Origin of the sequence: Proteiniclasticum sp. (genome assembly GCF_003514505.1) — a bacterium.
In the GTDB taxonomy this organism is placed as follows: Bacteria; Bacillota; Clostridia; order Clostridiales; family Clostridiaceae; genus Proteiniclasticum.
Window position 1 is genome coordinate 18,771 of record NZ_DOPX01000008.1, and the last position, 23,064, is coordinate 41,834.

Annotated in this window: 23 protein-coding genes; 20 read left to right on the forward strand and 3 right to left on the reverse strand. The window is 41.9% G+C overall.

The genetic code is table 11. The features are described 5' to 3' along the window. Positions 1–31: 31 nt before the first annotated feature. Positions 32–223: a 50S ribosomal protein L28 gene (gene rpmB, locus DEF30_RS01310; RefSeq protein WP_031572812.1), complete on the reverse strand. Its 192-nt coding sequence runs from the start codon at positions 221–223 to the stop codon at positions 32–34. Positions 224–487: 264 nt separating this feature from the next. Here rpmB and DEF30_RS01315 point away from each other — a divergent pair, with 264 nt between their 5' ends. The 7 genes from DEF30_RS01315 (at position 488) to DEF30_RS01345 (ending at position 7,192) form a co-directional block, all read left to right on the forward strand. Beyond that, a complete protein-coding gene (locus DEF30_RS01315) occupies positions 488–835 on the forward strand; it encodes an Asp23/Gls24 family envelope stress response protein (protein WP_031572809.1) in 348 nt (115 codons plus the stop codon). 191 nt (positions 836–1,026) lie between these two features. Continuing rightward, positions 1,027–2,661 carry a DAK2 domain-containing protein gene (locus tag DEF30_RS01320; RefSeq protein ID WP_294095581.1) on the forward strand — a complete coding sequence of 545 codons (1,635 nt, stop codon included), beginning with the start codon at positions 1,027–1,029 and terminating at the stop codon, positions 2,659–2,661. A gap of 49 nt (positions 2,662–2,710) precedes the next feature. Next, positions 2,711–4,729 carry an ATP-dependent DNA helicase RecG gene (recG, locus tag DEF30_RS01325; protein WP_294095584.1) on the forward strand — a complete coding sequence of 673 codons (2,019 nt, stop codon included), beginning with the start codon at positions 2,711–2,713 and terminating at the stop codon, positions 4,727–4,729. A gap of 10 nt (positions 4,730–4,739) precedes the next feature. Further along, positions 4,740–5,324 (forward strand): 16S rRNA (guanine(966)-N(2))-methyltransferase RsmD, encoded by a 585-nt coding sequence (gene rsmD, locus DEF30_RS01330; protein ID WP_294095586.1) that lies wholly within the window; start codon positions 4,740–4,742, stop codon positions 5,322–5,324. A gap of 10 nt (positions 5,325–5,334) precedes the next feature. Further along, on the forward strand, positions 5,335–5,850 hold the full coding sequence (coaD, locus tag DEF30_RS01335) for a pantetheine-phosphate adenylyltransferase (RefSeq protein WP_294095590.1): 516 nt from the start codon (positions 5,335–5,337) through the stop codon (positions 5,848–5,850). Next, positions 5,834–6,391 (forward strand): ATPase, encoded by a 558-nt coding sequence (locus DEF30_RS01340; RefSeq protein ID WP_294095593.1) that lies wholly within the window; start codon positions 5,834–5,836, stop codon positions 6,389–6,391. Before coaD ends, DEF30_RS01340 begins: the two co-directional genes overlap by 17 nt. Positions 6,392–6,688: 297 nt before the next feature. After that, a complete protein-coding gene (locus tag DEF30_RS01345; protein WP_294095597.1) occupies positions 6,689–7,192 on the forward strand; it encodes a CarD family transcriptional regulator in 504 nt (167 codons plus the stop codon). A 77-nt stretch (positions 7,193–7,269) separates the two neighbouring features. Here the strand turns inward: DEF30_RS01345 and DEF30_RS01350 are convergent, their stop codons facing one another. Both DEF30_RS01350 and DEF30_RS01355 read right to left on the reverse strand, forming a co-directional pair. Continuing rightward, positions 7,270–8,154: a hypothetical protein gene (locus DEF30_RS01350; RefSeq protein ID WP_294095605.1), complete on the reverse strand. Its 885-nt coding sequence runs from the start codon at positions 8,152–8,154 to the stop codon at positions 7,270–7,272. A gap of 66 nt (positions 8,155–8,220) precedes the next feature. Continuing rightward, a complete protein-coding gene (locus tag DEF30_RS01355; RefSeq protein ID WP_294095608.1) occupies positions 8,221–9,411 on the reverse strand; it encodes a nucleotidyltransferase in 1,191 nt (396 codons plus the stop codon). Between the two features lie 128 nt (positions 9,412–9,539). On the opposite strand from DEF30_RS01355, the gene pta reads away from it, so the two are divergent. The 13 genes from pta (at position 9,540) to ffh (ending at position 23,039) form a co-directional block, all read left to right on the forward strand. Continuing rightward, the gene (gene pta / locus DEF30_RS01360) at positions 9,540–10,538 is read left to right on the forward strand and encodes a phosphate acetyltransferase (protein WP_294095611.1); all 999 of its coding nucleotides are present in this window, start codon (positions 9,540–9,542) and stop codon (positions 10,536–10,538) included. Between the two features lie 33 nt (positions 10,539–10,571). Further along, the gene (locus DEF30_RS01365) at positions 10,572–11,765 is read left to right on the forward strand and encodes an acetate kinase (protein ID WP_074910029.1); all 1,194 of its coding nucleotides are present in this window, start codon (positions 10,572–10,574) and stop codon (positions 11,763–11,765) included. 116 nt (positions 11,766–11,881) lie between these two features. Then, on the forward strand, positions 11,882–12,583 hold the full coding sequence (locus DEF30_RS01370; RefSeq protein WP_294095891.1) for a DUF2087 domain-containing protein: 702 nt from the start codon (positions 11,882–11,884) through the stop codon (positions 12,581–12,583). A 158-nt stretch (positions 12,584–12,741) separates the two neighbouring features. Then, positions 12,742–13,239, forward strand: coding sequence for a DUF177 domain-containing protein (locus DEF30_RS01375; RefSeq protein ID WP_294095625.1), 498 nt, complete (start codon positions 12,742–12,744; stop codon positions 13,237–13,239). A 2-nt stretch (positions 13,240–13,241) separates the two neighbouring features. Next, positions 13,242–13,427: a 50S ribosomal protein L32 gene (gene rpmF / locus DEF30_RS01380; RefSeq protein WP_074910023.1), complete on the forward strand. Its 186-nt coding sequence runs from the start codon at positions 13,242–13,244 to the stop codon at positions 13,425–13,427. A gap of 203 nt (positions 13,428–13,630) precedes the next feature. After that, complete coding sequence (gene plsX, locus DEF30_RS01385; RefSeq protein WP_294095630.1) at positions 13,631–14,617, forward strand: phosphate acyltransferase PlsX; 987 nt, start codon at positions 13,631–13,633, stop codon at positions 14,615–14,617. A 65-nt stretch (positions 14,618–14,682) separates the two neighbouring features. Continuing rightward, positions 14,683–14,916 (forward strand): acyl carrier protein, encoded by a 234-nt coding sequence (gene acpP, locus DEF30_RS01390; protein WP_031572777.1) that lies wholly within the window; start codon positions 14,683–14,685, stop codon positions 14,914–14,916. A gap of 140 nt (positions 14,917–15,056) precedes the next feature. Beyond that, complete coding sequence (gene rnc / locus DEF30_RS01395; RefSeq protein ID WP_294095642.1) at positions 15,057–15,746, forward strand: ribonuclease III; 690 nt, start codon at positions 15,057–15,059, stop codon at positions 15,744–15,746. Then, on the forward strand, positions 15,739–16,767 hold the full coding sequence (locus DEF30_RS01400; protein ID WP_294095645.1) for a radical SAM protein: 1,029 nt from the start codon (positions 15,739–15,741) through the stop codon (positions 16,765–16,767). Before rnc ends, DEF30_RS01400 begins: the two co-directional genes overlap by 8 nt. After that, positions 16,758–20,324 (forward strand): chromosome segregation protein SMC, encoded by a 3,567-nt coding sequence (gene smc / locus DEF30_RS01405; protein ID WP_294095655.1) that lies wholly within the window; start codon positions 16,758–16,760, stop codon positions 20,322–20,324. Before DEF30_RS01400 ends, smc begins: the two co-directional genes overlap by 10 nt. Next, positions 20,317–21,222 carry a signal recognition particle-docking protein FtsY gene (gene ftsY / locus DEF30_RS01410; RefSeq protein WP_294095657.1) on the forward strand — a complete coding sequence of 302 codons (906 nt, stop codon included), beginning with the start codon at positions 20,317–20,319 and terminating at the stop codon, positions 21,220–21,222. Before smc ends, ftsY begins: the two co-directional genes overlap by 8 nt. A 143-nt stretch (positions 21,223–21,365) precedes the next feature. After that, the gene (locus tag DEF30_RS01415; RefSeq protein ID WP_294095660.1) at positions 21,366–21,683 is read left to right on the forward strand and encodes a putative DNA-binding protein; all 318 of its coding nucleotides are present in this window, start codon (positions 21,366–21,368) and stop codon (positions 21,681–21,683) included. 12 nt (positions 21,684–21,695) lie between these two features. After that, positions 21,696–23,039, forward strand: coding sequence for a signal recognition particle protein (gene ffh, locus DEF30_RS01420; protein WP_294095661.1), 1,344 nt, complete (start codon positions 21,696–21,698; stop codon positions 23,037–23,039). Positions 23,040–23,064: the final 25 nt, after the last annotated feature.

Below are 23,064 nucleotides of genomic sequence, written 5' to 3' on the forward strand. Positions count from 1 at the left end.
CATAAAGGATCAGCTACAATTTCTTACTCTGCTATACCGCTCTTTCAACCTTACCTGAACGTAGGCATCTAGTACAAACGTTAACTCTCTGGGGAGTTCCGTTAACAACAGCACGTACTCTTTTTAGGTTTGGTGCCCATGTTCTCTTAGATTGTCTGTGTGAATGAGAATACTGTACACCAGCAACTACACCTTTATTACAGATATCGCATTTTCTTGCCATTAAAATACACCTCCTCCTGAGAGATACTACTCTTCTCAAAAGCTTATATTATTATTTGTTTTGAACAGATACCATTCTATCATAATATACGAAGAGAATGCAACATAATTTTAGACCAAAATTTCTTTATATTGAAGTCTTGATCAAAATATAATATCATTATAGGGATAACACGTGTGCTTATCAAGGCTTTTGCCATAAGCGCACGCACTGAAGGTTTACCGGGAGTGCTGAACGTACTGCCTGGATTGAGGAGGAAGTTTCATGATTGGATTAACAAATGAACTCGGACATATTTCTTACTCTGAGGATGTCATCGCCAATGTGGTTGGACTATCTACCATGGAGTGCTATGGAGTTGTCGGTATGGCTGCAAAGAATACCAAAGATGGACTATGGGAACTGATTCGCGTTGAGCATCTGAACAAGGGTGTCAAGATCAATGCGAAGAACAATGAGCTGTCCATTGACCTCTTTGTGGTGGTGGAATATGGAACTAAGATTTCTGTCATTGCCAATAATATTATCCAAAAAGTTCGATACAATGTGGAAAATTATCTAGGACTCAAGGTGAACAGTATTGTTGTAAATATTGAAGGTGTGCGTTTCTAAAATCAAATCTTAAGATTTTTTAAGAAATTACCTTTATAATTTGATTTCAGCAGGCAACCTTTAGTATAATAGCAGATGGTATATTTTATTATAAAACCCTAGCAGTAGGGTTTTCTTATACTTTTAGTAGGATAATGAGAAGTGGCATGGACATAAAGTGTATTGTCCATATTTTGCAGGAGGAATATTATATGAAATATAACAAAATTAATGGACAGCATTTTCTGAGCATGGTGATAAATGCATCCATCCGTTTGGAAAATGAAAAAGCATATGTGGATTCATTAAATGTTTTCCCTGTTCCAGATGGAGATACAGGCACAAATATGTCCATGACCTTTACCGCTGCAGTAGATGAGGTGAGAAATTCCAAATCCACCTCCATAGGCGAAGTCTCTAAGGTTCTTGCTAAGGGAGCTCTTATGGGGGCTAGAGGAAACTCTGGTGTAATTCTTTCCCAGATTTTCAGAGGAATTGCAAAAGGACTGGAAGGAAAAGAAGAAGTTAACGCTTATGAGTTTGCCCTCAGCCTTCTTGAAGGGTCAAAGTCAGCGTATCGTGCTGTCATGAGACCTACAGAAGGAACGATTCTGACAGTGATCCGCGAAGTAGGGGAAAAGACCACAGAATACCATACAGATGATGTGACTGATCTCATGGAAAAAGTTGTAAGCTTTGCAGATGAATCTCTTGAGAAGACTCCAGAGCTTCTTCCACAGCTGAAAGCGGCGAATGTTGTAGATTCCGGCGGTATGGGTCTTCTTGTGATCCTGAAAGGGATGTATGAAGCGCTGAAGAGCGGATTTAAGATGGCAGAGAAAGTGGAGCAGAAATCTTTTGAAGAATATGTTGCTGCAAGAGATACCCACACGGAGATCACCTTCGGATACTGCACAGAGTTTATTGTCCTTGCAAAACCGGAGAATGACTCATTTAGAGATTATCTTGAATCCATGGGAGACTCCATTGTGTATGTGGCATTCGACGATATTCTGAAAGTGCATGTACATACAGACAATCCTGGTCTTGTTCTGGCGGAAGCTGCTAAAATGGGTGAGCTGACAAAGATCAAGATTGAGAATATGAGAGAGCAGCATAGGAATCTTCAGGACACATCTGATGTGCATATGGAAGCACCTAAAGCTGAGCCTGTAAAGGAAACAGTGAAGGAAAAGTATGCATTCATTTCTGTATCCATGGGAGAAGGCATTCGAGAAGTATTTGAAGATCTTGGCGTAAGTTATGTCATTTCTGGTGGCCAGACCATGAATCCTTCCACACAGGATATTGTGAAGGCTGTGGAAGAGGCCAATGCAGAGCATGTCTTTATTCTGCCGAACAATAAGAACATTATCATGGCAGCAAATCAGGCCAAGGATATTTCCGGTAAAGATGTCTATGTGATTCCGACAAAGACAATTCCTCAGGGCGTTGCAGCACTGACAGCATTTAATCCGGAAGCAAGCGTAGAGACAAACTACGATGCGCTTCTTGAAAGCATCAGCACAGTTAAATCAGGTTCCGTGACCTATGCGGTACGTGATACTGAAATTGAAGGCATGGCTGTGAAGCAGGGGGATTACCTGGGACTTCTCGAAAGTAAAATAAAAGTAGTGAAAAGAGACCTCTATCCTTTGGTGGATGAGCTCATCGATACCATGGTGGATGAGGACAGTTCCTCTATCACACTCTTCTATGGTGAAGATGTAAATGAAGAAGAGTTCACACAGTTCCTTTCCGAACTGGAAGAAAAGTATGAAGATCTTGACGTGATGAGTGTAGCTGGAAAACAGCCTCTTTACTACTTCATCATTGCAGTAGAATAGAAATGAAAAGAAGGCGAAGGCCTTCTTTTTTTACAAGGAGGAAATACTTTTGATCTACGATTCTGTATCTACCTTGAAAGGGGTTGGAGAAAAAACCAGAGAACAGCTGGAAAATATGGGGATTCACACACTGCTTGATTTGCTCCTCTATTTTCCAAAAGGATATGATACATACAGAAATGCAGATGAGATGTATCTGAACGGAATGGATAAGATCAGAATAGAAGCTGAAGTGACTAAAATCTCCAAACCTTTCCGAACTAGAACAGGAAAGACCATGGCAACCATTTGGTTCAATACTGAATTTGGTGCATTGAAGGCAACCTATTTTAACATGCCTTACATCACAAGCCAGTATAAGATTGGTGAAACGTATCAGCTGAAAGGAAAGTTTGAGAAAAAGAACAAGTTTATTGAGTCCGTCAATCCCATTCAGAACCGAGACACAGAAGAGATTGTTCCGGTCTATCCATTAGAGGGAAAAGTGACAGGAACTCTTATTAAGAAACTTGTCCGTCAAATTCTTGAAAAAGTGCATATCAATGAGAATTTTCCAGAGGTCGTTCTGAAGCAAGAAGATCTGATGGATCTTGATTCAGCCGTGCGCAATCTTCATTTTCCCCAAAATGAGGAGCTTTTGTCCAAATCACTGAAACGCATGAAATTTCAGGAGATGTTTGCCTACTCCCTGAAAATCATGATATCCAGAAGCCGGAGGCAGGAGGAAGAGCGTGGGATTCGTTTTTCAATGAGTCCAAGACTGAAGCTTCTGAAAGAGTCGATTCCATTTGACATGACCAATGCACAGAATAGAGTGATTCGTGAGATTCTGCTAGACCAGAAAAAATCAGTTCCTATGAACCGTCTGCTTCAAGGGGATGTTGGTTCCGGTAAAACTATTGTTGCTCTTATTGCACTGTTCAACGTCTTGGAGAATGGATACCAGGCTGCCTTTATGGCTCCTACGGAGATTCTTGCAAAACAGCATTTTCTGGAAGCGGAAAAACTGCTGTCTCCCTTTGGGGTAGCAGTCCGCCTATTGACCGGATCTACCAAAAAGAAAGCCCGTGATGAAATTATGGCTCAGCTTAAAGAAGGGAAGCCTCTGCTCATGATTGGCACTCATGCACTTATTGAGGAGAAGGTCCAGTTTGAGAAGCTTGGTATGATCATTACAGATGAGCAGCATCGATTCGGTGTCAATCAGAGGGCAAAACTAATTCATAAGAATCAGATGTCAGAGGTCCTTGTGATGAGTGCTACGCCTATACCAAGAACCATGGCGCTGACCATCTATTCTGATCTGGATCTTTCTGTCATTGATGAACTGCCCCGTGGAAGAAAAGAGATTAAAACAGTTCTTATGGATCATTCCAAGAGAACTGCCTGTTATAAAAAAGTCCTGGAAGAAGTTCAGAAAGGAAGGCAAGCTTACATTGTGACACCCTTGATTGATCTGGATGAGGAGAGCGATCTAAATTCAGTGATGGGTCTCTTAGATGAATTGTCGAAGGGACCACTAAAAGGTATCCCAATGGCCTATCTCCATGGTAAAATGACATCAAAAGAAAAAGAGCAAGTAATGGAGTCTTTTAAGGCTGGAGACATAAAGGTGCTTATTTCCACCACGGTGATAGAGGTGGGAATCAATGTGCCGAATGCCAGCATGATGGTTATAGAAAATGCGGAGCGTTTTGGCCTTGCGCAGCTTCATCAGCTTCGTGGCCGAGTGGGAAGGGGAGAGTATCAGTCCTACTGTATAATGATTGCACAGATGAAAAGCCAGTCCACAAGAGAAAGACTGGAGATCATGGTGAAGAGCAACGACGGATTCTATATCGCTGAAGAGGATTTGAAGCAAAGAGGGACAGGTCAGCTTTTTGGTGTTCATCAAAGTGGTCATTCCGGTTTGATGCTTTCTGATCTGGCCAGTGACTATGAACTCTTTCTCAAAGCAAATGCCTATGCCAAGACCGTATATCTCGGTAGTACAGAAGAAGATCAGCAGATGAAGGAGCAGTTTCTTCATAAACTGTCTCAGAATCTAAATTATATTTGTTTGAATTAAGGAGCACGATATGAGAATTATTTCAGGAACTGCCAAAGGCAGAAAAATACTGTCACCTAAAAATGAAGGAAGAATCACGGAAAAGGGGGAGGTCAAGGCAACTAGACCGACACTGGATAGAGTGAAGGAATCCATGTTCAATATTTTAGGACATAGGGTGTATAGTGCGGTAGTGCTTGATATGTTTGCGGGAACAGGGAGTCTTGGGCTTGAATGTGCAAGCAGAGGCGCAAATAAAGTGGTTTTTCTCGAGAGATTTAAAGAAACTTATGATATACTTTTAGAAAATGTGCGCATTTTAGGATTTGACAGTGTTTCTAAAGTTTATATGAAAGATTCATATGAATTCATAAAAAGTTTAGCTTCTCAAGGAGAAAAATTCGATATAATATTTGTAGACCCGCCTTATCTGAATCATATGGTGGATAAGGCAGTGAAGATGATTGCAGAGTTTGATTTATTGAATACAGATGGAGTCATTGTCACCAAGTATGACAGAGAAGAGCCGATCTATCGACCTGAAGAAAAATATGAGCTGGTAGATGAACGCAAGTATGGCAATACCATCATTGCCTTCTATCAGTCTAGAGTTTAAGGAGTTATAAATGAAAGTAGCTGTATACCCTGGGAGCTTTGACCCTATCACCTTAGGACATATGGATGTAATCCTGAGGTCTGCCGCTGTTTTTGATAAGGTTGTGGTGGCAGTGCTTAAAAATGTTGACAAGAAAGGATTATTTTCTATCGAAGAAAGAGTTGCGATGATCCGGAAACTCGTTCAGAAGTATGATAATATTGAAGTAGTGAGTTTCCAGGGGCTTTTGGTTGACTTTATGAAGTCCATCGATGCTCATGTAATTGTAAAAGGACTGAGGGTTGGACTTGATTTCGATTACGAGCTTCAGATGGCCCATATGAACAGGAGACTTTCTCAAGAAAGAGTGGAAACTGTTTTGATGATGGCAAGCACTGAATACTCCTACATCAGTTCATCATCGGTAAGAGAGATTCTTCATTTTAAAGGTGATATCAGAGGGTTTGTGCCTGAAGAGATTATAGAGGATATATATCAAAAAGTCGGAATTGTTTTGGAGGGAATGTGTAATGAAAGAAAATTATGAGGTGACATCAAGAAGAATTGAGATCACAGGTCTTGTGGAAGTACTCCAGGAAATCATTGAAGATGGTTCTAAAGTGCCATTTTCAAAGAAAGTTCTTGTGGATCGAGATGAGGTTGTCAATATTCTGGATGAGATTGTACAGGTCATTCCTGAAGATCTGCGGACTGCCCAATGGGTTCTTGCTGAAAAAGACCGTATTCTGACCGAAGCCAAGACGGAGTATGAAAGAACAAAAGCTGAAGTGGACCGGATGATGCAGGAAAAAGTGAACAACCATGACATCGTCAAGGAAGCCACAATAAAGGCTCAAGAGATTCTGAACAAGGCTCAGACAGAAGCTAAACTTGTAAAACTATCTGCGCGGGATTATGCTGATTCCCTGCTTTCAGACTTGGATTCGGAAATCAAAGAGAGAAACCAGCAGATGATGTTGAACTTCAAGAATCTCTTTGAAGGATTCGTACAGGAGTACAACAAGAGTTTTCATACTACATCTACAACAATCAAAGAAAATATCAAAGAGCTGAGAGAAATGAAATAGCGCCGGAAGCCTCCAGAACCAGTGTTCTGGAGGCTTTGTTTATCGGAGCAGGCTGGGATTTTCTTCCAATACTCTTTAGATATTCATGTTTGATTTTAAAATGAAAACAATCAGGCGCTTGAATTTTGGACATTTAATCAGTTTTGTGATATAATAATATATGAGTTAAATAACAAGCGTTAATATATGGATTAATAGATAGTGGTGTGCAAATACATAGTATATGTTCATCTTGTTTGACGTTCATGGCACTCTGTAGAATGTGTACGTTTGCTAAATGGTGTGAGGAGGGTGAATATGTTTTCAAAAAATGACTATGTCATGTATGGATTGACTGGGGTCTGCAAAGTAGCCGATATCAGGAAGGAATCGGAGGGGAGTCAACGTGGAGAAGAGTATTTCATTTTGCATCCTGTGAGGGATGAGTATTCAAAAATAATGATACCTGTTTCAAGAGGAGCAGCCAGGATGAGATCACTTGTCAATAAATCTGAATTGATGAAGTTCATGGAAGATATGAGAGAAAGTGAGGATATTTGGGAATCTGATATGAAGGAACGCGGAAAAATGTTCCAGGAGAGATTGAAATCTGGTTCATTCTATCAGTGGCTGCTCCTAAGCAGCATCATTTGGCAGGAAAAAGAAAAAAAGAAAACTCTAGGCAAAAAAGTTTCCATGTCAGATGAACAGGTCTTCAAGAATGCTTGGAATCTCGTGTGTGAGGAACTTGCTGTTTCCTTGGGCATGAACGAGGAAGAGGTCATCTCCATGTTAGCAGAGCAATCCTCCTTGGTAAGATAAGTAGGATTCTAAGAATAAAATGCAAAAAGGAACCGTAAATGGTTCCTTTTGTTTTTTAAAATACTCAAAAATGTCAATTAGAGCATCTGAACTTTCTCGTGAATATCCATTAAAGCGTTCTTGAGCTGCAGTTCTATCTTTTTCAACTCGTCGAGATACTGGTTCATGGCGCTGAGGTTTGTTTCGATTTTACCTCGTATACTCCAGTCACTGAAGATGTTGTCGAAAGCAATATCAAAGAACTGATCGCTTCCACTTACGGTTTCCAGATTGTGTTCCAGAGTCATCTCCACATCCCGAAGTTCTTTTTTCATCTCTTTGGATGCTGCAGAGATCTTCGATATGGCTTTATTTGCCTCATCAAGTCTATTGTATTTAGCGAGGTCAGCAAGGAGCCCACCACCGAAGAAGGTATCGTAAGTGGACCATCCTCTGGCGCTTAAAAATTCCTGAATGGCCATCTCTGCATATTCCATCACACGATGAACGGCATCCAGAGCTTCTTCGAGCTCCCTTTGAAGATGAAATAGGTGCTCTTTTCTTTTCTCCAGTTCTTTGGAAAATTGAACTCCTTCCGGATAGTCCTGAAGGAGACTCTCCTTTATAGCGGAAATCTCCTGATTGAGTTTTGAAAGTTCGTACTGAAGACGTTTCTCCTTCTCATTCAGATGATCCAGTTCATTTTTTTTGTCATCATAGTGGAGCTTTGCTTGTAGATATTCTTCCTGTTCCTTGATCAGTCTTTCTTCAAACTTTCCTGTAACTTTAGTAAATAGTGTGGATAAGGTAGATGTCTCTAAATTCTCCACATCCTTCAATTCCTTCTTCATCGTGGAAAGAAAGGTATGCAGCTGACTGTCTTTTTCTTGCTGTTCTTCTGTGGTGTTTTTCAATTTCTGCTCTACTACTTTCTTTTCCTCAGTGAGCTGGAGCCATCGGTTGTAAGTGTTCTGGTATGACATAGGAATCCCCCTTATTATTGTTATTATGCGGTTGATTATACCATATTTAAAGGTAAAAATAAACCTTTAAAAGGGGTATCCTTTGAAATCCCATGAAAAGGAATAGCTTGTGTTTCGTAGTCCATATACTTCAGATGCTTTAAGGTCAAGTTCTTGGTATGGATTCAGAGTGCGTCCGAAATTATGCTGTAGCTCGATCTCTTTTTTCTTCCGAAGACTTGCAAGAATTTCCTTGCCCAACTCATTACTGGCAAGTATTTTTACAGATGGTGGTGTTTCTTTGCGCAGTGACTGCAGTGCATATGAATCCATTCCCAAGAGAAACTGCAGTAGAATTCTTGAAATTCTCGTTCGTGTGTATCTTTTAGTTTTGATTTCATCTATATACTGATCCATAGAATCAAAGGTGCATCGTCTGAAGACTTCTCGTATTCTCTGATCCAGGCCTTCATTGGCTTCAGGGATATTGGAAAGGGTATGGCCATTGGTGATCAGTCTGTATTTAACGAGATCAATAAAATCATCTAATGCGACATAGGGATACCTCTCTTGGGAAAGCTGCTTCATATACTGGTCTACTGGTTCAGGCACATGACCCTGTAGAGGAATATTCTGGTAGATGGTTTTCCGAAGTGCTGTAGCGGAAGCGAATACCTGATCCTCCAGGTCCTCATCATGGTAACCCTTTCCCATTCGCTTTACGGTAAAGGGCTTGACGGCTGAGTCTGTCCGATAAATCGCTTTGATATATTCAATGCCTAAAATATTATTAGGACTTTGGATAAAGTCCATGGAGATGTCTGGCAGAAGCTCCATCAGCGCTTCATTACGGGCTTTCGGAAATGAATAGCCTTCAGAAAGATGCTTTTTTAGAATGTTCTGGTATTCATAGGGCTCCATTGCTAAGATTTTTGCAATTCTCTCCAGTTTTGACAATTCACCTTCTTCTGATCCAAAGGACAGAAGATCTACGCCATGTAGACTGTTGAGAATCCTGACGGAACCTTCTGCGAAAAATTCCGCAGAGGATAAAGCATAGACCACCGGGAGTTCCAGAACGAGATCTGCTCCTCCGAGCAGTGCCATTTCTGCTCTTCTGTACTTATCAACGATGGCAGGGAGACCTCTTTGGACAAAATTCCCTGACATCAGTGCGATGATATGGGTAGCACCAGCCGCTTCCCGTGTTTTTTCAATCTGATAGGCGTGGCCTTTGTGGAATGGATTATACTCTGAGATGATGGCGGCAATATTCATAGATTGTCTCCTCACTGTATTTTTACTTCATTTTAGGTCGTTTGCCTTGAAAAGGATACCTTAAAAGATGTATTATATTATAAGGTATGTTGTTTAAAAAGTAATGTATAAATTGAAAGGAGATTATTATGGATTTTGTATCCCAAATGAAGGAACTTGCAAAAAGTGACTTGAAGAAGATTGTACTTCCAGAAGGGAATGAAGAGAGAAATCTAAAAGCTGCAGAAATCCTTCACAATGAGAAAATTGCGGATGTGATTCTTGTGGGCAGCAGAAATGAAATTGAGGAAAATGCGAAGAAGTTTGGCGTGAATATTGAAGGCATCACCATTGAAGATCCTCAGACGTCCGAGAGAACCAAGGCCTACGCCAATGAGCTTTACGAACTGAGAAAGAAGAAGGGTGTTACACAGACCATGGCTGAGAACATCATTCTTGATCCCATGTACTATGCAACCATGATGGTGAAAAATGATGATGCACACGGTATGGTGTCTGGAGCGGTGCACACCACAGGAGACCTTTTGAGACCAGGCCTTCAGATCATTAAAACAGCACCTGGAATCAGCGTTGTATCCTCTTTCTTTATCATGATTCTGAAAGATAAGACCTTTGGAGAGGATGGACAGATGCTTTTTGCAGACTGTGCTGTGAATCCTAATCCAAATGCGGATGAACTGGCAGCCATTGCCATAGCTACTGCTGAATCAGCGAAAAAGCTCATGAAATTTGAGCCTAAAGTTGCCATGCTTTCTTTCTCATCTTACGGAAGTGCGAAGCATGAACTGGTAAGCAAAGTACAGGAAGCAACAAAGAAAGCCCAGGAACTGAGACCTGACCTTTCCATTGACGGAGAACTTCAGCTGGATGCGGCTATTGTTGAGTCTGTAGGGAAAAAGAAAGCGGCTGCATCACCGGTGGCTGGTAAAGCTAATGTACTGGTATTCCCAGATCTTCAGGCAGGAAATATCGGTTACAAACTGGTGGAGAGAATCGCGGGTGCGGATGCCATCGGACCGATTTGCCAAGGGTTTGCGAAACCAATCAATGACCTTTCCAGAGGGTGCAGTGTAGAAGACATTGTGAATGTCGTTGCAATAACGGCAGTTCAGGCACAAAACCAATAATAAAATAAAGATGATAAGGATGGAGTTAATTAGATGAAAGTATTAGTAATCAATTGTGGTAGTTCATCACTGAAGTACCAGTTAATCAATATGGAGAACGAAGCTTCTCTGGCCACTGGTCTTGTGGAAAGAATTGCCATTGAAGGATCAAAGCTGACCCAGAAAGTGGATGGACGGGAAAAGTACGTACTGACTGTTCCAATGAAGAACCATAAGGAAGCGATTTCTCATGTGATCAATACTTTGCTGGATGATGTTCAGGGAGTGATCAAATCTTCGGATGAAATCAGTGCAGTTGGACATAGAGTAGTTCATGGTGGAGAAAAGTATTCCGCATCTGTAATCATCACTGATGAAGTGATGAAGGACCTGGAAGAGTTCTCACAGCTTGCACCACTTCACAATCCACCAAACATCATTGGTATCAATGCGTGTAAGGAACTGATGCCAAATACACCAATGGTTGCAGTATTTGATACAGCATTCCATCAGACCATGCCAGAAAAAGCATTCTTATATGGTCTTCCTTATGAACTCTACAAAGAGAACCACATCAGAAAGTATGGTTTCCATGGCACCAGCCATAAGTACGTGTCACAGAGAGCCGCTGAAATTCTAGGTGAGGATATCAAGGGTCTGAAGCTTGTTACATGTCATCTTGGAAACGGTTCATCCGTCGCTGCTGTAAATGGCGGAATTTCTGTGGATACTTCCATGGGATTCACCCCACTGGAAGGACTTCTAATGGGAACAAGATGTGGAGACATTGACCCAGCCATCATCCCATACCTGATGGATGTGAAGGGATACAGCTATGAAGAAGTGAATAACATCATGAACAAAAAATCTGGTGTTTTAGGTCTGTCAGGCGTTTCCTCCGATTTCAGAGATATTGAAGATGCAGCAGCTGAAGGCAATGAAAGAGCGAAACTTGCTCTGGATGTGTTCCATTACAGAGTAAAGAAATATATCGGGTATTTCATGGCAGCAATGAATGGTGTGGATGCGATTATTTTCACTGCAGGACTTGGTGAAAATGCGGCAGAAACCAGAGAAGAAATCATAGCGGACATGGAATGGTTCGGGATCAAGATGGACAAAGAAAAGAACAAAGTAAGAGGCCAGGAGAGAATTGTCTCTACAGATGATTCTAAAGTGAAGATCATTATTATTCCTACCAACGAGGAACTGATGATTGCAAGAGATACACTGACTCTGCTGAAATAAGATCTGAATGAGAAGGCGCAGGATTTACCTGCGTCTTTTAATTTTCATTGACATTTCCAAACAAGACCTGTAATATCTAGTTCAAAACAAACAAAAATAATTGTTGTTTGAAATATATGATGGAGATGATCAATATGTTTGAAGATATGGAAACTGAAACAGAATGGGTCTGTGGTTTTTGCAACAAGAGATACCACAAAGGTCAGGTCTATCCGATTGGAGAGAAATTCTATACTGCAGAATGGGCTTTTAAACTGCACAAAGATGAGCATGATATCGTAGAAGAGATTCTGAAACTTCCAAGGACTGCCACAGGTCTCACAGAAGTTCAGGAAACTCTGATTCCCTTGCTTTATGCAGGGATGAAAGATGAAGAGATTGCATCCAGGATGAGTATTTCTCAAAGCACGGTGAGAAACCATCGGTTCCGTCTGAGAGAAAAAGAGAAGCAGGCAAGAATGTTCCTTACAGTCATGGAAAAGCTCCAGCTGAAGCACGGTGATGAAGTTATGCCTCATAAAGGCGCTACAATGCTAGATGACCGCTACCAGACAAATCTGCAGGAGCAGGAAAAAATACTAAAAACCTATTTTACCGATGAAGGTGCTCTCTTGTCTTTTCCAGCCAGAGAGAAAAAGAAGATTATTGTCCTTCGAAGAATCAGCACGTATTTCAAAGAAGGGGTGACATACTCTGAAAAAGAGGTGAACAGGATTCTTTCAAGAGTATATGAGGACCATGTTCTCCTTCGAAGATATCTCATTGAATATGGTTTTTTGGACAGAACCCGAGATGGAGCTGTTTACTTCTTGAAATAATTATCGTATACTTGAGAAATCAAAGGTCATCTGTCGGGGTGGATTGAGAAAAACCTTGACTTTTGAAATTTGACTTTATATAATTATATGTGTTTGCTTGAGAAGTATAACTCAAACAAATGAACATCTGTAAAGCGCGGATGACAGGAGAATTCAAAATGGAAATAATACTGCAGGATTCAAGCGTGAAATCCATAAACAAGGATATCGATTTTGCCTACCACAAAGAGAATCTTGTTTATAACAACGAGACCATTGAAATTCTGAAACCCATCCAGATCAAAGGGAAAGTAAATGTGCTACAGGGTGTTGCAGAACTTAAGCTGTCTGTATCAACACGTCTTAGGCATGTCTGTTCCAGATGCCTCGAACCTTTTGAGGTGGACTTGGACCTTATGGTGGATGAAAAAGTTTCTAAAGATGAACAAGAAGACGAGAACGTCATCACCTTAGAGGAAGGAGATGTTCTCGATATAAGAGATGTTGTCATGAATAACATCTATTTGGCATTGCCTTTAAAAGTTCTATGTAAAGAAGACTGTAAAGGACTCTGTCAGGATTGTGGAAAAAACCTGAATGAGGGTCAGTGCAACTGTACCCATGAAGAGGTGGATCCTCGATTATCAGCCCTCAAGGACATGTTTAAGGAGGTGTAATAATGGCAAATCCAGCTAGAAAATTTTCTAAAGGTAGAAGAGACCGTAGAAGAGCTTCAACATTCAAAGTAGGTGCACCTGGTATTGTTGAATGTCCACAGTGTCATGAAATGAAACTTGGACACAGAGTCTGCAAACATTGCGGATACTACAACGGTAAGGAAGTTGTGGCAACTGAAGTTGAATAGGAAAGTCTTTGACTTTCCTTTTTTTATACCCGTTTTCTTTTTGAAGAAGACGGGTTTTCTTGTGTTTTAGCATTTTGATTCTCAAAGAGTTTAAATTTTTCTTAAGAGAATGCTGTTATGATTCAGTATACTGTCGAGAATAGTAAGATAAAAGTATAATACGGTAATACTGGGTGATACCAGTAATTGAAGGAGTGGTTTGTTTGATTATTGCTTTAGATGGAATGGGTGGAGACTTTGCACCACAGGAGCCTGTTAAGGGAGCAGTGGAAGCGGTAAAGGAGTATGGTGTCAGCATTATTCTGACTGGTCCCAAAGAAGTGCTTGAAGAAGAACTTAAGAAGTACGAGTATGATAAAGAAAAAATTGAAATTCTGGATGCCAGAGAAGTAATCACATTGAATGAATCACCTGTCCTTGGTATCCGACGAAAGAAAGACTCCTCTTTACGAAGGGCCATGGATCTTGTGAAAGAGGGAAAAGCAGATGCGGTAGTTTCTGCTGGTTCTACAGGCGCTATTCTGGCTGGTGGCCTCCTTGTCATTGGAAGAATCAAAGGAGTGGACCGTGCTGCACTTGCAGCGTTGATGCCTGGCAAAAATGGTCCGTTCATGGTTATTGACCTGGGAGCCAACGCAGAGGTGAAGCCTTATAATCTCGTGGAATTCGCAAAGATGGGAACTGCGTACTTTGAGTCTCTGAAAGGAATCAAGAATCCAAAGGTCGGCCTTATCAACATTGGTGGAGAGGAAGAGAAGGGAAATGAACTGACGAAAGCCGCTTATCAGCTGCTTAAGGCGGAAGAAGGAATTCGTTTCGTTGGCAACGTTGAACCAAGAGAGATCACAGATGGTGATGTTGAGATTCTTGTCTGCGACGGATTTACAGGAAATGTAGTGCTGAAAATGTATGAGGGTGTTGTGAAAAACCTCATGTCCATGATTAAAGGCGCCATGATGAGTACAACCAGAGGGAAAATTGGAGGAGCTCTCGTGAAACCCAGCTTAAAAGAATTCATGCGGAAGAATGATTACAAAGAAGAAGGCGGGGCAAGTCTTTTGGGTGTTGACGGGATTGTGATCAAGGCTCATGGCACTTCAGATGCAAGGGCTTTCAAGAATGCCATCAGGCAGGCGAAAAACTTCTATGATAGAGATTACTTGGAAAAGTTCAAGGGAAATCTGAAATAATCCATTTTTATGTTGCATCGAGCGTGCATTTCTACTATTATACAAATTGATGGAGGTGAATTGATATGATTTTTGAAAAGCTTAAAGCAATCGTTGTGGATAAACTAAGTGTTGATGAAAACGAAGTAACTATGGAAGCAACATTTGAGGATCTTGGCGCAGACTCCCTGGATATCGTTGAGATCGTAATGGCTCTGGAAGAAGAGTTTGACATTGAAATTTCTGATGATGAGGCAGAACAGGCAAAGACTGTTGGAGACGTTGTAAACTATCTCGTAACAGTAGTCGGTGAAGACTAATCATCCTGTTTACCGGGTCCTGTATAGAGGCTTCGCCTATATACGGGACTTTAATTTTTTTGTATAATAATAAGGATTACAAGTTTATTCGTGAGGCTTTATGAAGCTTGACGAATGAACTTCTATTAAAGGAGTTTGAGATGGAATTTGAGAAGAGAATTGGTGTGTTTTTCCACAAGAAGGATCTGTTGGAAACAGCTTTGACACATTCATCCTATGCCAATCAGCATAAAAATATGCAGTATAATGAAAAATTGGAATTTCTTGGAGATGCAGTGCTGCAGCTTGCCATAACGGAGTATATCTATAAAAACTTTACGAACAAAACAGAAGGAGAACTGACCAAGCTCCGGGCACTCATTGTCTGTGAAGCTTCACTTCATTTAGTTGCGGTAAAATGGCATTTAGGCGAGCATATCAGAATGAGTAAAGGTGAGGAGATCACCGGAGGAAGAGAACGGGCAGCACTGCTAGCGGATGCGGTGGAAGCGGTGATCGCTGCGGTCTATCTGGATCAGGGGATGGATGAGGCGAAGAGTTTTGTGCTTAGGCACTTCATGGAGATTGTTGATTTGGCCAACAAGAATGAGATTGTTCTGGATTACAAAACAAGTCTTCAGGAGATACTGCAGGAAAATGGAGAGATTGAGATCAAATATGAGCTGATTCGCTATGAGGGTCCCCCACACCGCAGAAAATTCTATTCAAAAGTGGTCATTGACAGCATCACCATGGGAAAAGGCGAAGGCTATTCCAAGAAAGAATCAGAACAGCTGGCAGCTAAAGATGCACTGAAGAAATATGTACGTGCTGAGGAAAGCCATGAATAGACATCGAATCATTCCGATTTTTATTCCTCATGTGGGATGTCCTCATGATTGCATTTTCTGCAATCAGGCAAAAATCACAGGTCAGCTAAGAGAAGACTACAATAAAATTACTGGTAAATATGTGAAAGAGACGATAGATGCTTATCTGGAAACCATAGACAGGGATCAAACGACTGTTGAGGTTTCTTTTTTCGGTGGTACATTTACTGCCATTGATCTCAGAAAACAGCAGGAGCTTCTTGAAGCGGCAAAAAATGCTAAGATGTGTGGCAAGGTGGATAAAATCAGATTGTCCACCAGACCGGACTATATTGATCTTGCGACGATGAAGCATCTCGCCAGTTATACTGTAGATGTTGTGGAACTGGGAGTTCAGTCCATGGATGAAGAGGTGCTTCTAGCCTCCAATAGATCCTATCCTAAAAAAAGTGTGAAACTTGCATCAGAACTTGTGAAAAAGTTTGGAATGATCCTGGGGCATCAGCTCATGTTAGGACTGCCTTCCGACTCAAAAGAGAAGGATATCCGATCATTGGAGGAGGTTCTTTTACTGAAACCTGACCTGATGCGCATTTATCCAGCACTGGTACTGAAAGATACAGAGATGGCGGATATGTACAACCAAGGCCTCTATGTACCCTATACGCTGGACGAGGCTGTGGAAACTGCAGCACTGATGATGAAGAGGTGCAGGGAAGAAGGGGTTCTTGTGATCCGCGCAGGGCTTCAGACGACAGAGGAGATCAATGAGGGAGGAGAAATCCTTGCAGGACCTTTCCATCCTGCCTTTAGAGAACTCTGTGAATCGTATCTTCTCATGAAAAGAATTTTAGAAACGTCAGAGGAATCCTTGGAAGTAATCATAGGTGAGCGGGATCTGTCAAAGCTCTATGCTGGAAAAAAGAAGTATTTCAGAATGGTTCAGGAAAAGAAAAACGTGAAAGTGACCATAGTTCCTGATAAAGTCGAAGACATCATACAAATCAGACAGCTTGGAAAGGGGTGTAGCACGTGTATTTAAAGTCTATAGAAATCCGGGGATTCAAGTCTTTTGCGGACCGAACACTCCTCAACTTCAATAACGGGATTACTGCCGTCGTAGGACCCAATGGTTCAGGAAAATCTAATATTTCTGATGCTGTCAGATGGGTGCTTGGAGAGCAGAAAGTGAAGTCTCTACGCGGCGGAAAAATGGAGGATGTTATTTTTGCAGGCACAGACTACAGAAAGCCACTTGGTTTTGCAGAAGTCACACTTCTTCTTGACAATAGTGAGCGAAAGCTGCCTATTCCTTTCTCTGAAGTCAGTGTCACAAGAAAACTCTTCCGGTCTGGTGAAAGTGAGTATTTGATCAATAATACCACCTGCAGGCTCAAAGACATCCATGAACTCTTCATGGATACGGGAATCGGTAAAGAGGGGTACTCTCTCATTGGACAAGGAAAGATCGAAGCCATTCTAAGCGGCAAAATGGATGACCGAAGAGCTCTTCTTGAAGAAGCAGCAGGTATAGTGAAGTATAAGAGCAGGAAAGAGGAGTCAGAGAAGAAGCTCGAGAATACAGAACAAAACCTTCTTCGGGTTCAGGATATTCTCAATACCTATGAAGAGAGAATCGGTCCCCTGGAACGAGAAAAGGTAAAAGCTGAAAAATTTCTCGTCCTTAGCAAAGAGCAGAGGAGTATACAGATTTCGCTGATTCTGTCAGACCTGGAAGAATTTGAGAATGAAAAGAAAGTCCTTGAGGAGAGGTCTCTCCTTGCAGAGAAGAACTTCTCAGAGATCAGCAGAAAACGTGAAGAAGCGGTAGAGAAGCAAAATGCGCTGGAATCATCCATGGATGAGAAAAAAGCTTTAGAAACAGAAAAGAAAGAAGTGTTTTATCAAAAAAGAGAGCAAATGGATTCCTCGGAGAAAGAGATCTCCCTGCTGTCACAGCGTATTGAGGATAAAAAATCTCTTCTGATGAAAAATGAGAAAGCTATTGAGCTGGCTAAGGAGAGAATCTCTGTAGAAACTTCCCAGATGGAAGAGCTGCACCAGGAGCTTGACGGCAGTAAAAACCTCAAAGAAGAAGTGCGCTTGAGACTGGATGAGCAGCAAAGAAAAATCCGGGTGCTGGAAGAGAGTCTGAAGCTTAGCGAGGATGCACAGCGAGGTCTTCGCGAAGAGGAAGAGGATGCTGAGGAAAAAATCCGAACGCTTCAGGAGGAGTCCAAAGAACAGTATCGTCAGAGAGATATGCTGCAGGGAAGAATTGAACATACAGAGTCTGTCATGGAGAGCTACGAGGCTTCAAAAGTGATGAATGAAATGGCGAAGTCAGAGACAGAAGCTGAGATATTCGAGCTGAAGCAAAAGATTGAACTGTATGAGAAAGACCTGGTTGCACGAAAAGATGATACGAAGAAAGTGACAGAAGAGATGACAAAACTGGAGTCTGTCATTAAAAACATGGAGTATGAGCTGAAGGGACAAGAGTCTCAGATGAATCTTCTCAAGAACTTAGAGGAGCATTATGAAGGCTATACAAAATCCGTGAAGTCTCTTATGACCTTTTTGAAAGGGTCTTCCCATAGACTGGCCACAAAAGTGCATCTTGTTGGCGAAGTCATAAAACCGAAGGATGGATATGCACAAGCTCTGGAAGTGGCTTTGGGATCTCAGGTCAATAACATCATCACGCCAACGGACCAGGATGCCAAGGTGCTTATTGATCTGCTTCGGGCAAGATCCTTTGGCCGGGCTACGTTTTTTCCGCTGAATGTAATTAAAGGGACGAAGGCCAAGGATCCTGTCCTGAAAAAAGGAAAACTTCTGGGCAATCTTTTGGATCTCGTAGAATTTGATGCTGGATTTATGGGGATCGCAGCGAATCTTCTTGGACGGATTTTTGTTGCACGTAATATGGAAGAGGCATTGGCATCTGCTAAGGAGATGGGGTATACCCACAGAATTGTCACCTTGGAAGGAGATATCATCAATGCCGGCGGTTCCATGACCGGAGGCAGTATCTATAAAAAATCTTCAGGGATTTTTTCCAGGAAGAAAGATCTTGAGGATCTCCTGGCAGCAAATTCGGAACTGAAGGAAAAGCGTCTGGAAGAACTTGCTGAAAAGCAGGGTTTTGAAAAAATCTACCAGGAAAAGCTCAAGGCAGAACGTGAAGCCTCTTATGTGATTCAGGATCTTCAAATGGAGAAAACAAAGCTCCAGGAAAGACGAGAAGGGTTTGTGAAGGATCTTAACCGTCTTGCTGGCATTTTAAAAGAAGCAGAGCGAAGCTTGGCTTCACAAAAAGAAGAGCTTGTTCTTCTCGATGGAGAGCTTGAAAGAATTGAGGGGAAAATCAAGGAACATCTGACCCAAAGACTGAAAAGCAAAGATTACCTGAAAGAGCTGAAAGACAAACGTACAAAAGAATACAGCGAATATGACCTCCTCAAGCAGGAAGTAATGGAAGCCTCTGTCCAGGAAGCGACGCTGATAGAGGCATATAAGGGGAAGCGGGAGGCGATAGATAAACTGAAAGTCAGCCTTGAGACCCTGGAGTCCTCCAAATCAGAACTGGAAAAAGAAAATGAGGGACTTCTCATAGAGATTGAAGAGGGACAGAATGCCATAGCTCTTATGAAAAAAACTGTGGAAGCAGTAAAGAATGAGCTTCAGTGCATGGAGAAAATCCTGGATGAAATGGCCATGGAGGAAGTTCGGGACAAAGCTGAAATGAAGGATCTCAGCGCCACGGTCAGGACTTTGGATGAAGAGTATCATGTCATTGACAAGGAACTTTTCAAAGTGAAAGATGCATTGGAGAAACTGGAGAAAGAAAATCAGAATCTCCTTAATAAAATCAATGATGAGCTGAATCTTACTCTGGCAGAAGCGAAGGAAGAAAGAGTTCCCATGGAAGACAAAGATCTTTTCAGAAAGCGGATGAATACTCTCCGTAAAGAAATTTCCTCGCTGGGACATGTGAATGTGGCGGCCATTGAAGAGTTCAGAGAGGTCAGTGAGCATCGCACCTTCTTATCCAGCCAGAAGGAAGACCTGGAAAAAGCCAAACTGGAACTGAAGGAAATCATCATGGATATGACACTTAGGATGAGAACGTTGTTCACTGAGAACTTCAAAGTGATGAATGAGAATTTTAATGATACCTTCAGAAGACTCTTTCAGGGAGGAAATGCGAAACTTATTCTGGGCGAAGGGGATATTCTGGAGGCGCCTATTGAGATCAGTGTTCAGCCGCCGGGGAAAAAGCTTCAGAACATTACACTCATGAGCGGTGGAGAAAAAGTGCTCTCTGCCATCGCCCTGACATTTGCGATTTTGAGAATGAAGCCCACACCTTTCTGTATTTTGGATGAGATTGAAGCTGCGCTGGATGATGCGAATGTATACCGATTTGCTGAATTCTTAAGTGAGTTTGCCAGGGAAACTCAGTTCATACTGATCACACATAGAAAAGGAACCATGGAGTCTGCCGATGCACTGTACGGCGTCACCATGGAAGAGAAGGGGATTTCGAAGATCGTTTCGATGGACCTGTCAGCTGCAAGGAGGGAAAATGGCTAATTTTTTTGAAAAACTAAAAAATGGACTCACGAAGACACGTGAGAATATCACAGGAAAAATGAATGAGGTTCTAGGTCTTGCTATGACCATAGATGAGGATCTTTTTGAGGAGCTGGAGGAAGTTCTTATCACATCAGATGTGGGATATGAAACTTCCATGGAGCTCATTGAGAGGCTTCGAAAGAAAATAAGGCTTCAGAAAGTCACAGAAGTGGATAAGGTCAGAGATGTGCTGAAAGAAGTGATTTCAGAGTTCATGGAAGATGAGGAGAAAACTTTTGAGGTGAAGAAGCCTACAATTCTTCTTATTATCGGAGTCAATGGTGTAGGGAAGACTACTTCCATAGGAAAGCTTGCTTTCAAGTACAAGAACGAGGGGAAAAAAGTGATTCTGGCTGCAGCGGATACATTTAGAGCAGCAGCCATCGACCAGCTTGAAGTTTGGGCAAAGCGTGCAGAGGTTGACATTGTGAGACATCAGGAAGGCTCAGATCCAGCGGCTGTTGTCTATGATGCGCTGGAGGCATTTAAAGCAAGAAATGCGGATGTTCTTCTATGTGACACCGCAGGCCGACTGCATAACAAGAAAAATCTCATGAATGAACTTGAAAAAATCAGAAGAGTCATCGATAGGGAATTTGGAGATGCGAACATTTATTCCCTGCTGGTGCTGGATGGCACCAGTGGCCAAAATGCGGTGATTCAGGCGAAGGAGTTTCAGAAGGTGGCCCAGCTTGACGGAATTATCCTGACAAAGCTTGATGGCACAGCAAAGGGTGGTGTTGTTCTGTCCATCAAAGAAAGCTTAAAAATACCAGTTGTCTATATTGGTGTTGGTGAGGCTATTGAAGATCTTCAGGACTTTGATGCGAAAGCATTTGCGGACGCACTGATTTAGTCTCCATTCTGGATGTGGATATCGGGAACCGAAACATTAACACATAAAATAAAGGCACATAAAATAAATTTCTGGCTGTTAAGTAAAAGTACTTGACAGCTAAAATCTTTTTCGGTAAACTAGTCCATGTGGTAGGTGAGGTTATGGACGATCGTATTGAAATATCCTTGTTGATGGATTTTTATGGAAAGCTTCTGACAGAAAAGCAAAGACTTATTTTAGAACAGTACTATAATATGGATTTGTCTTTGTCAGAGATTGCGGAAAATCAGAATACCAGCAGACAAGCGATACATGACCTGATCAAAAGGTGTTATAGAACTTTGACAGACTATGAAGAGAAGCTTAATCTTCTAGCCAATTCTGTAAAGGATGAGGAAGTCAAAGATCAGTTGAGGACACTTTTAAAAGAGAAGAATTGTTATTGCAGTGAAATTGAGAAACTCCTTGTGGAGTTATAAGGAGGGAATTACATGGCCTTCGACAGTTTAGCGGATAGGCTCCAGGAAGCGTTCAAAAAGCTCCGTGGAAAAGGCAAGCTGACAGAAAATGACATCAAAGAAGCCATGAGAGAAGTAAGGCTAGCCCTTCTGGAAGCGGACGTAAACTTCAAGGTTGTAAAAACCTTTGTGAAGAATGTCAGTGAAAAGGCTACTGGTGCAGAGGTTCTTGAGAGCCTTACACCAGGACAGCAGGTTGTCAAAATTGTCAACGAGGAACTGACCGCGCTCATGGGAGGCAGTGAGGCAAAACTTAGTTTTGACTCATCCATCACAGCATTCATGCTGGTTGGACTCCAGGGTGCAGGTAAAACCACGATGGCGGGAAAACTTGCACTTCATCTTCGAAAGAGGAACAGAAAGCCACTTCTTGTAGCAGCAGATATCTACAGACCTGCGGCCATCAAACAGCTGCAGATTGTAGGAAAACAAATTGATATCCCGGTATTTGCCATGGGCGATAAAGTAAGCCCTGTGGACATTGCCAAAGCGTCCATGGAATATGCCCGTAAAGAAGGCTGTGATGTGGTGCTCATAGATACAGCAGGCCGACTGCATATTGACGAGACCCTCATGGATGAGCTGAAAGGCATTAAAACCGCTGTAAGACCTATGGAGACGCTCCTTGTAGTGGATGCCATGACTGGACAGGATGCTGTGAATGTAGCGCAGAGTTTTGATGATGCGCTGAATCTCACAGGTGTGATTCTGACCAAGCTTGATGGTGATACGCGAGGCGGTGCAGCTCTTTCCATCCGGGAAGTGACTGGGAAGCCGATCAAGTTCTCCGGTGTCGGCGAAAAAATGAGCGATTTGGAAGTGTTCCATCCGGAACGTATGGCCAGCCGTATCCTTGGTATGGGTGATGTTCTGACTCTTATTGAGCAGGCTCAGTCCTCCATTGATGAAAAAGAGGCTAGGGAACTTGGTTCGAAGATGATGAGCAAGGAATTCAACTATGAAGACTATCTCAAAGCCTTTGAGCAAATGCAAAAACTTGGACCTTTGAATAAAATCATGGAAATGCTTCCAGGAATGAACAGCAAGGAAATGAAGGGAGTCAATCTGGAGGAAGGAGAGAAAGAAATGCTGAAAACTAAAAGCATCATTCAATCCATGACTCAGAAAGAAAGACGTAACCCGAAGCTTCTGGAGCATGCATCCAGGAAGAAGCGAATTGCTAAAGGTGCTGGTGTAACCATACAAGATGTCAATAAAGTCATCAAAGGCTTCGACAATATGAAGAAAATGATGAAACAAATGGGCGGTATGCAAAAAGGCGGTAAAAAAGGTCTTTTTGGTAAATTACCCTTTTAACAACCATAAAATTTGGAGGTGAATA

Coding starts and splice junctions, on each gene's coding strand:
- rpmB (WP_031572812.1), bottom strand. CDS start 223: ATGGCAAGAAAATGCGATATCTGTAATAAAGGTGTAGTTGCTGGTGTA.
- DEF30_RS01355 (WP_294095608.1), bottom strand. CDS start 9,411: ATGAATATTGCCGCCATCATCTCAGAGTATAATCCATTCCACAAAGGC.
- acpP (WP_031572777.1), top strand. CDS start 14,683: ATGATTTTTGAAAAGCTTAAAGCAATCGTTGTGGATAAACTAAGTGTT.
- DEF30_RS01345 (WP_294095597.1), top strand. CDS start 6,689: ATGTTTTCAAAAAATGACTATGTCATGTATGGATTGACTGGGGTCTGC.
- DEF30_RS01340 (WP_294095593.1), top strand. CDS start 5,834: ATGAAAGAAAATTATGAGGTGACATCAAGAAGAATTGAGATCACAGGT.
- rpmF (WP_074910023.1), top strand. CDS start 13,242: ATGGCAAATCCAGCTAGAAAATTTTCTAAAGGTAGAAGAGACCGTAGA.
- DEF30_RS01350 (WP_294095605.1), bottom strand. CDS start 8,154: ATGTCATACCAGAACACTTACAACCGATGGCTCCAGCTCACTGAGGAA.
- ftsY (WP_294095657.1), top strand. CDS start 20,317: ATGGCTAATTTTTTTGAAAAACTAAAAAATGGACTCACGAAGACACGT.
- rnc (WP_294095642.1), top strand. CDS start 15,057: ATGGAATTTGAGAAGAGAATTGGTGTGTTTTTCCACAAGAAGGATCTG.
- ffh (WP_294095661.1), top strand. CDS start 21,696: ATGGCCTTCGACAGTTTAGCGGATAGGCTCCAGGAAGCGTTCAAAAAG.
- coaD (WP_294095590.1), top strand. CDS start 5,335: ATGAAAGTAGCTGTATACCCTGGGAGCTTTGACCCTATCACCTTAGGA.
- DEF30_RS01415 (WP_294095660.1), top strand. CDS start 21,366: ATGGACGATCGTATTGAAATATCCTTGTTGATGGATTTTTATGGAAAG.
- DEF30_RS01375 (WP_294095625.1), top strand. CDS start 12,742: ATGGAAATAATACTGCAGGATTCAAGCGTGAAATCCATAAACAAGGAT.
- pta (WP_294095611.1), top strand. CDS start 9,540: ATGGATTTTGTATCCCAAATGAAGGAACTTGCAAAAAGTGACTTGAAG.
- DEF30_RS01315 (WP_031572809.1), top strand. CDS start 488: ATGATTGGATTAACAAATGAACTCGGACATATTTCTTACTCTGAGGAT.
- DEF30_RS01400 (WP_294095645.1), top strand. CDS start 15,739: ATGAATAGACATCGAATCATTCCGATTTTTATTCCTCATGTGGGATGT.
- DEF30_RS01320 (WP_294095581.1), top strand. CDS start 1,027: ATGAAATATAACAAAATTAATGGACAGCATTTTCTGAGCATGGTGATA.
- rsmD (WP_294095586.1), top strand. CDS start 4,740: ATGAGAATTATTTCAGGAACTGCCAAAGGCAGAAAAATACTGTCACCT.
- DEF30_RS01370 (WP_294095891.1), top strand. CDS start 11,882: ATGATGGAGATGATCAATATGTTTGAAGATATGGAAACTGAAACAGAA.
- DEF30_RS01365 (WP_074910029.1), top strand. CDS start 10,572: ATGAAAGTATTAGTAATCAATTGTGGTAGTTCATCACTGAAGTACCAG.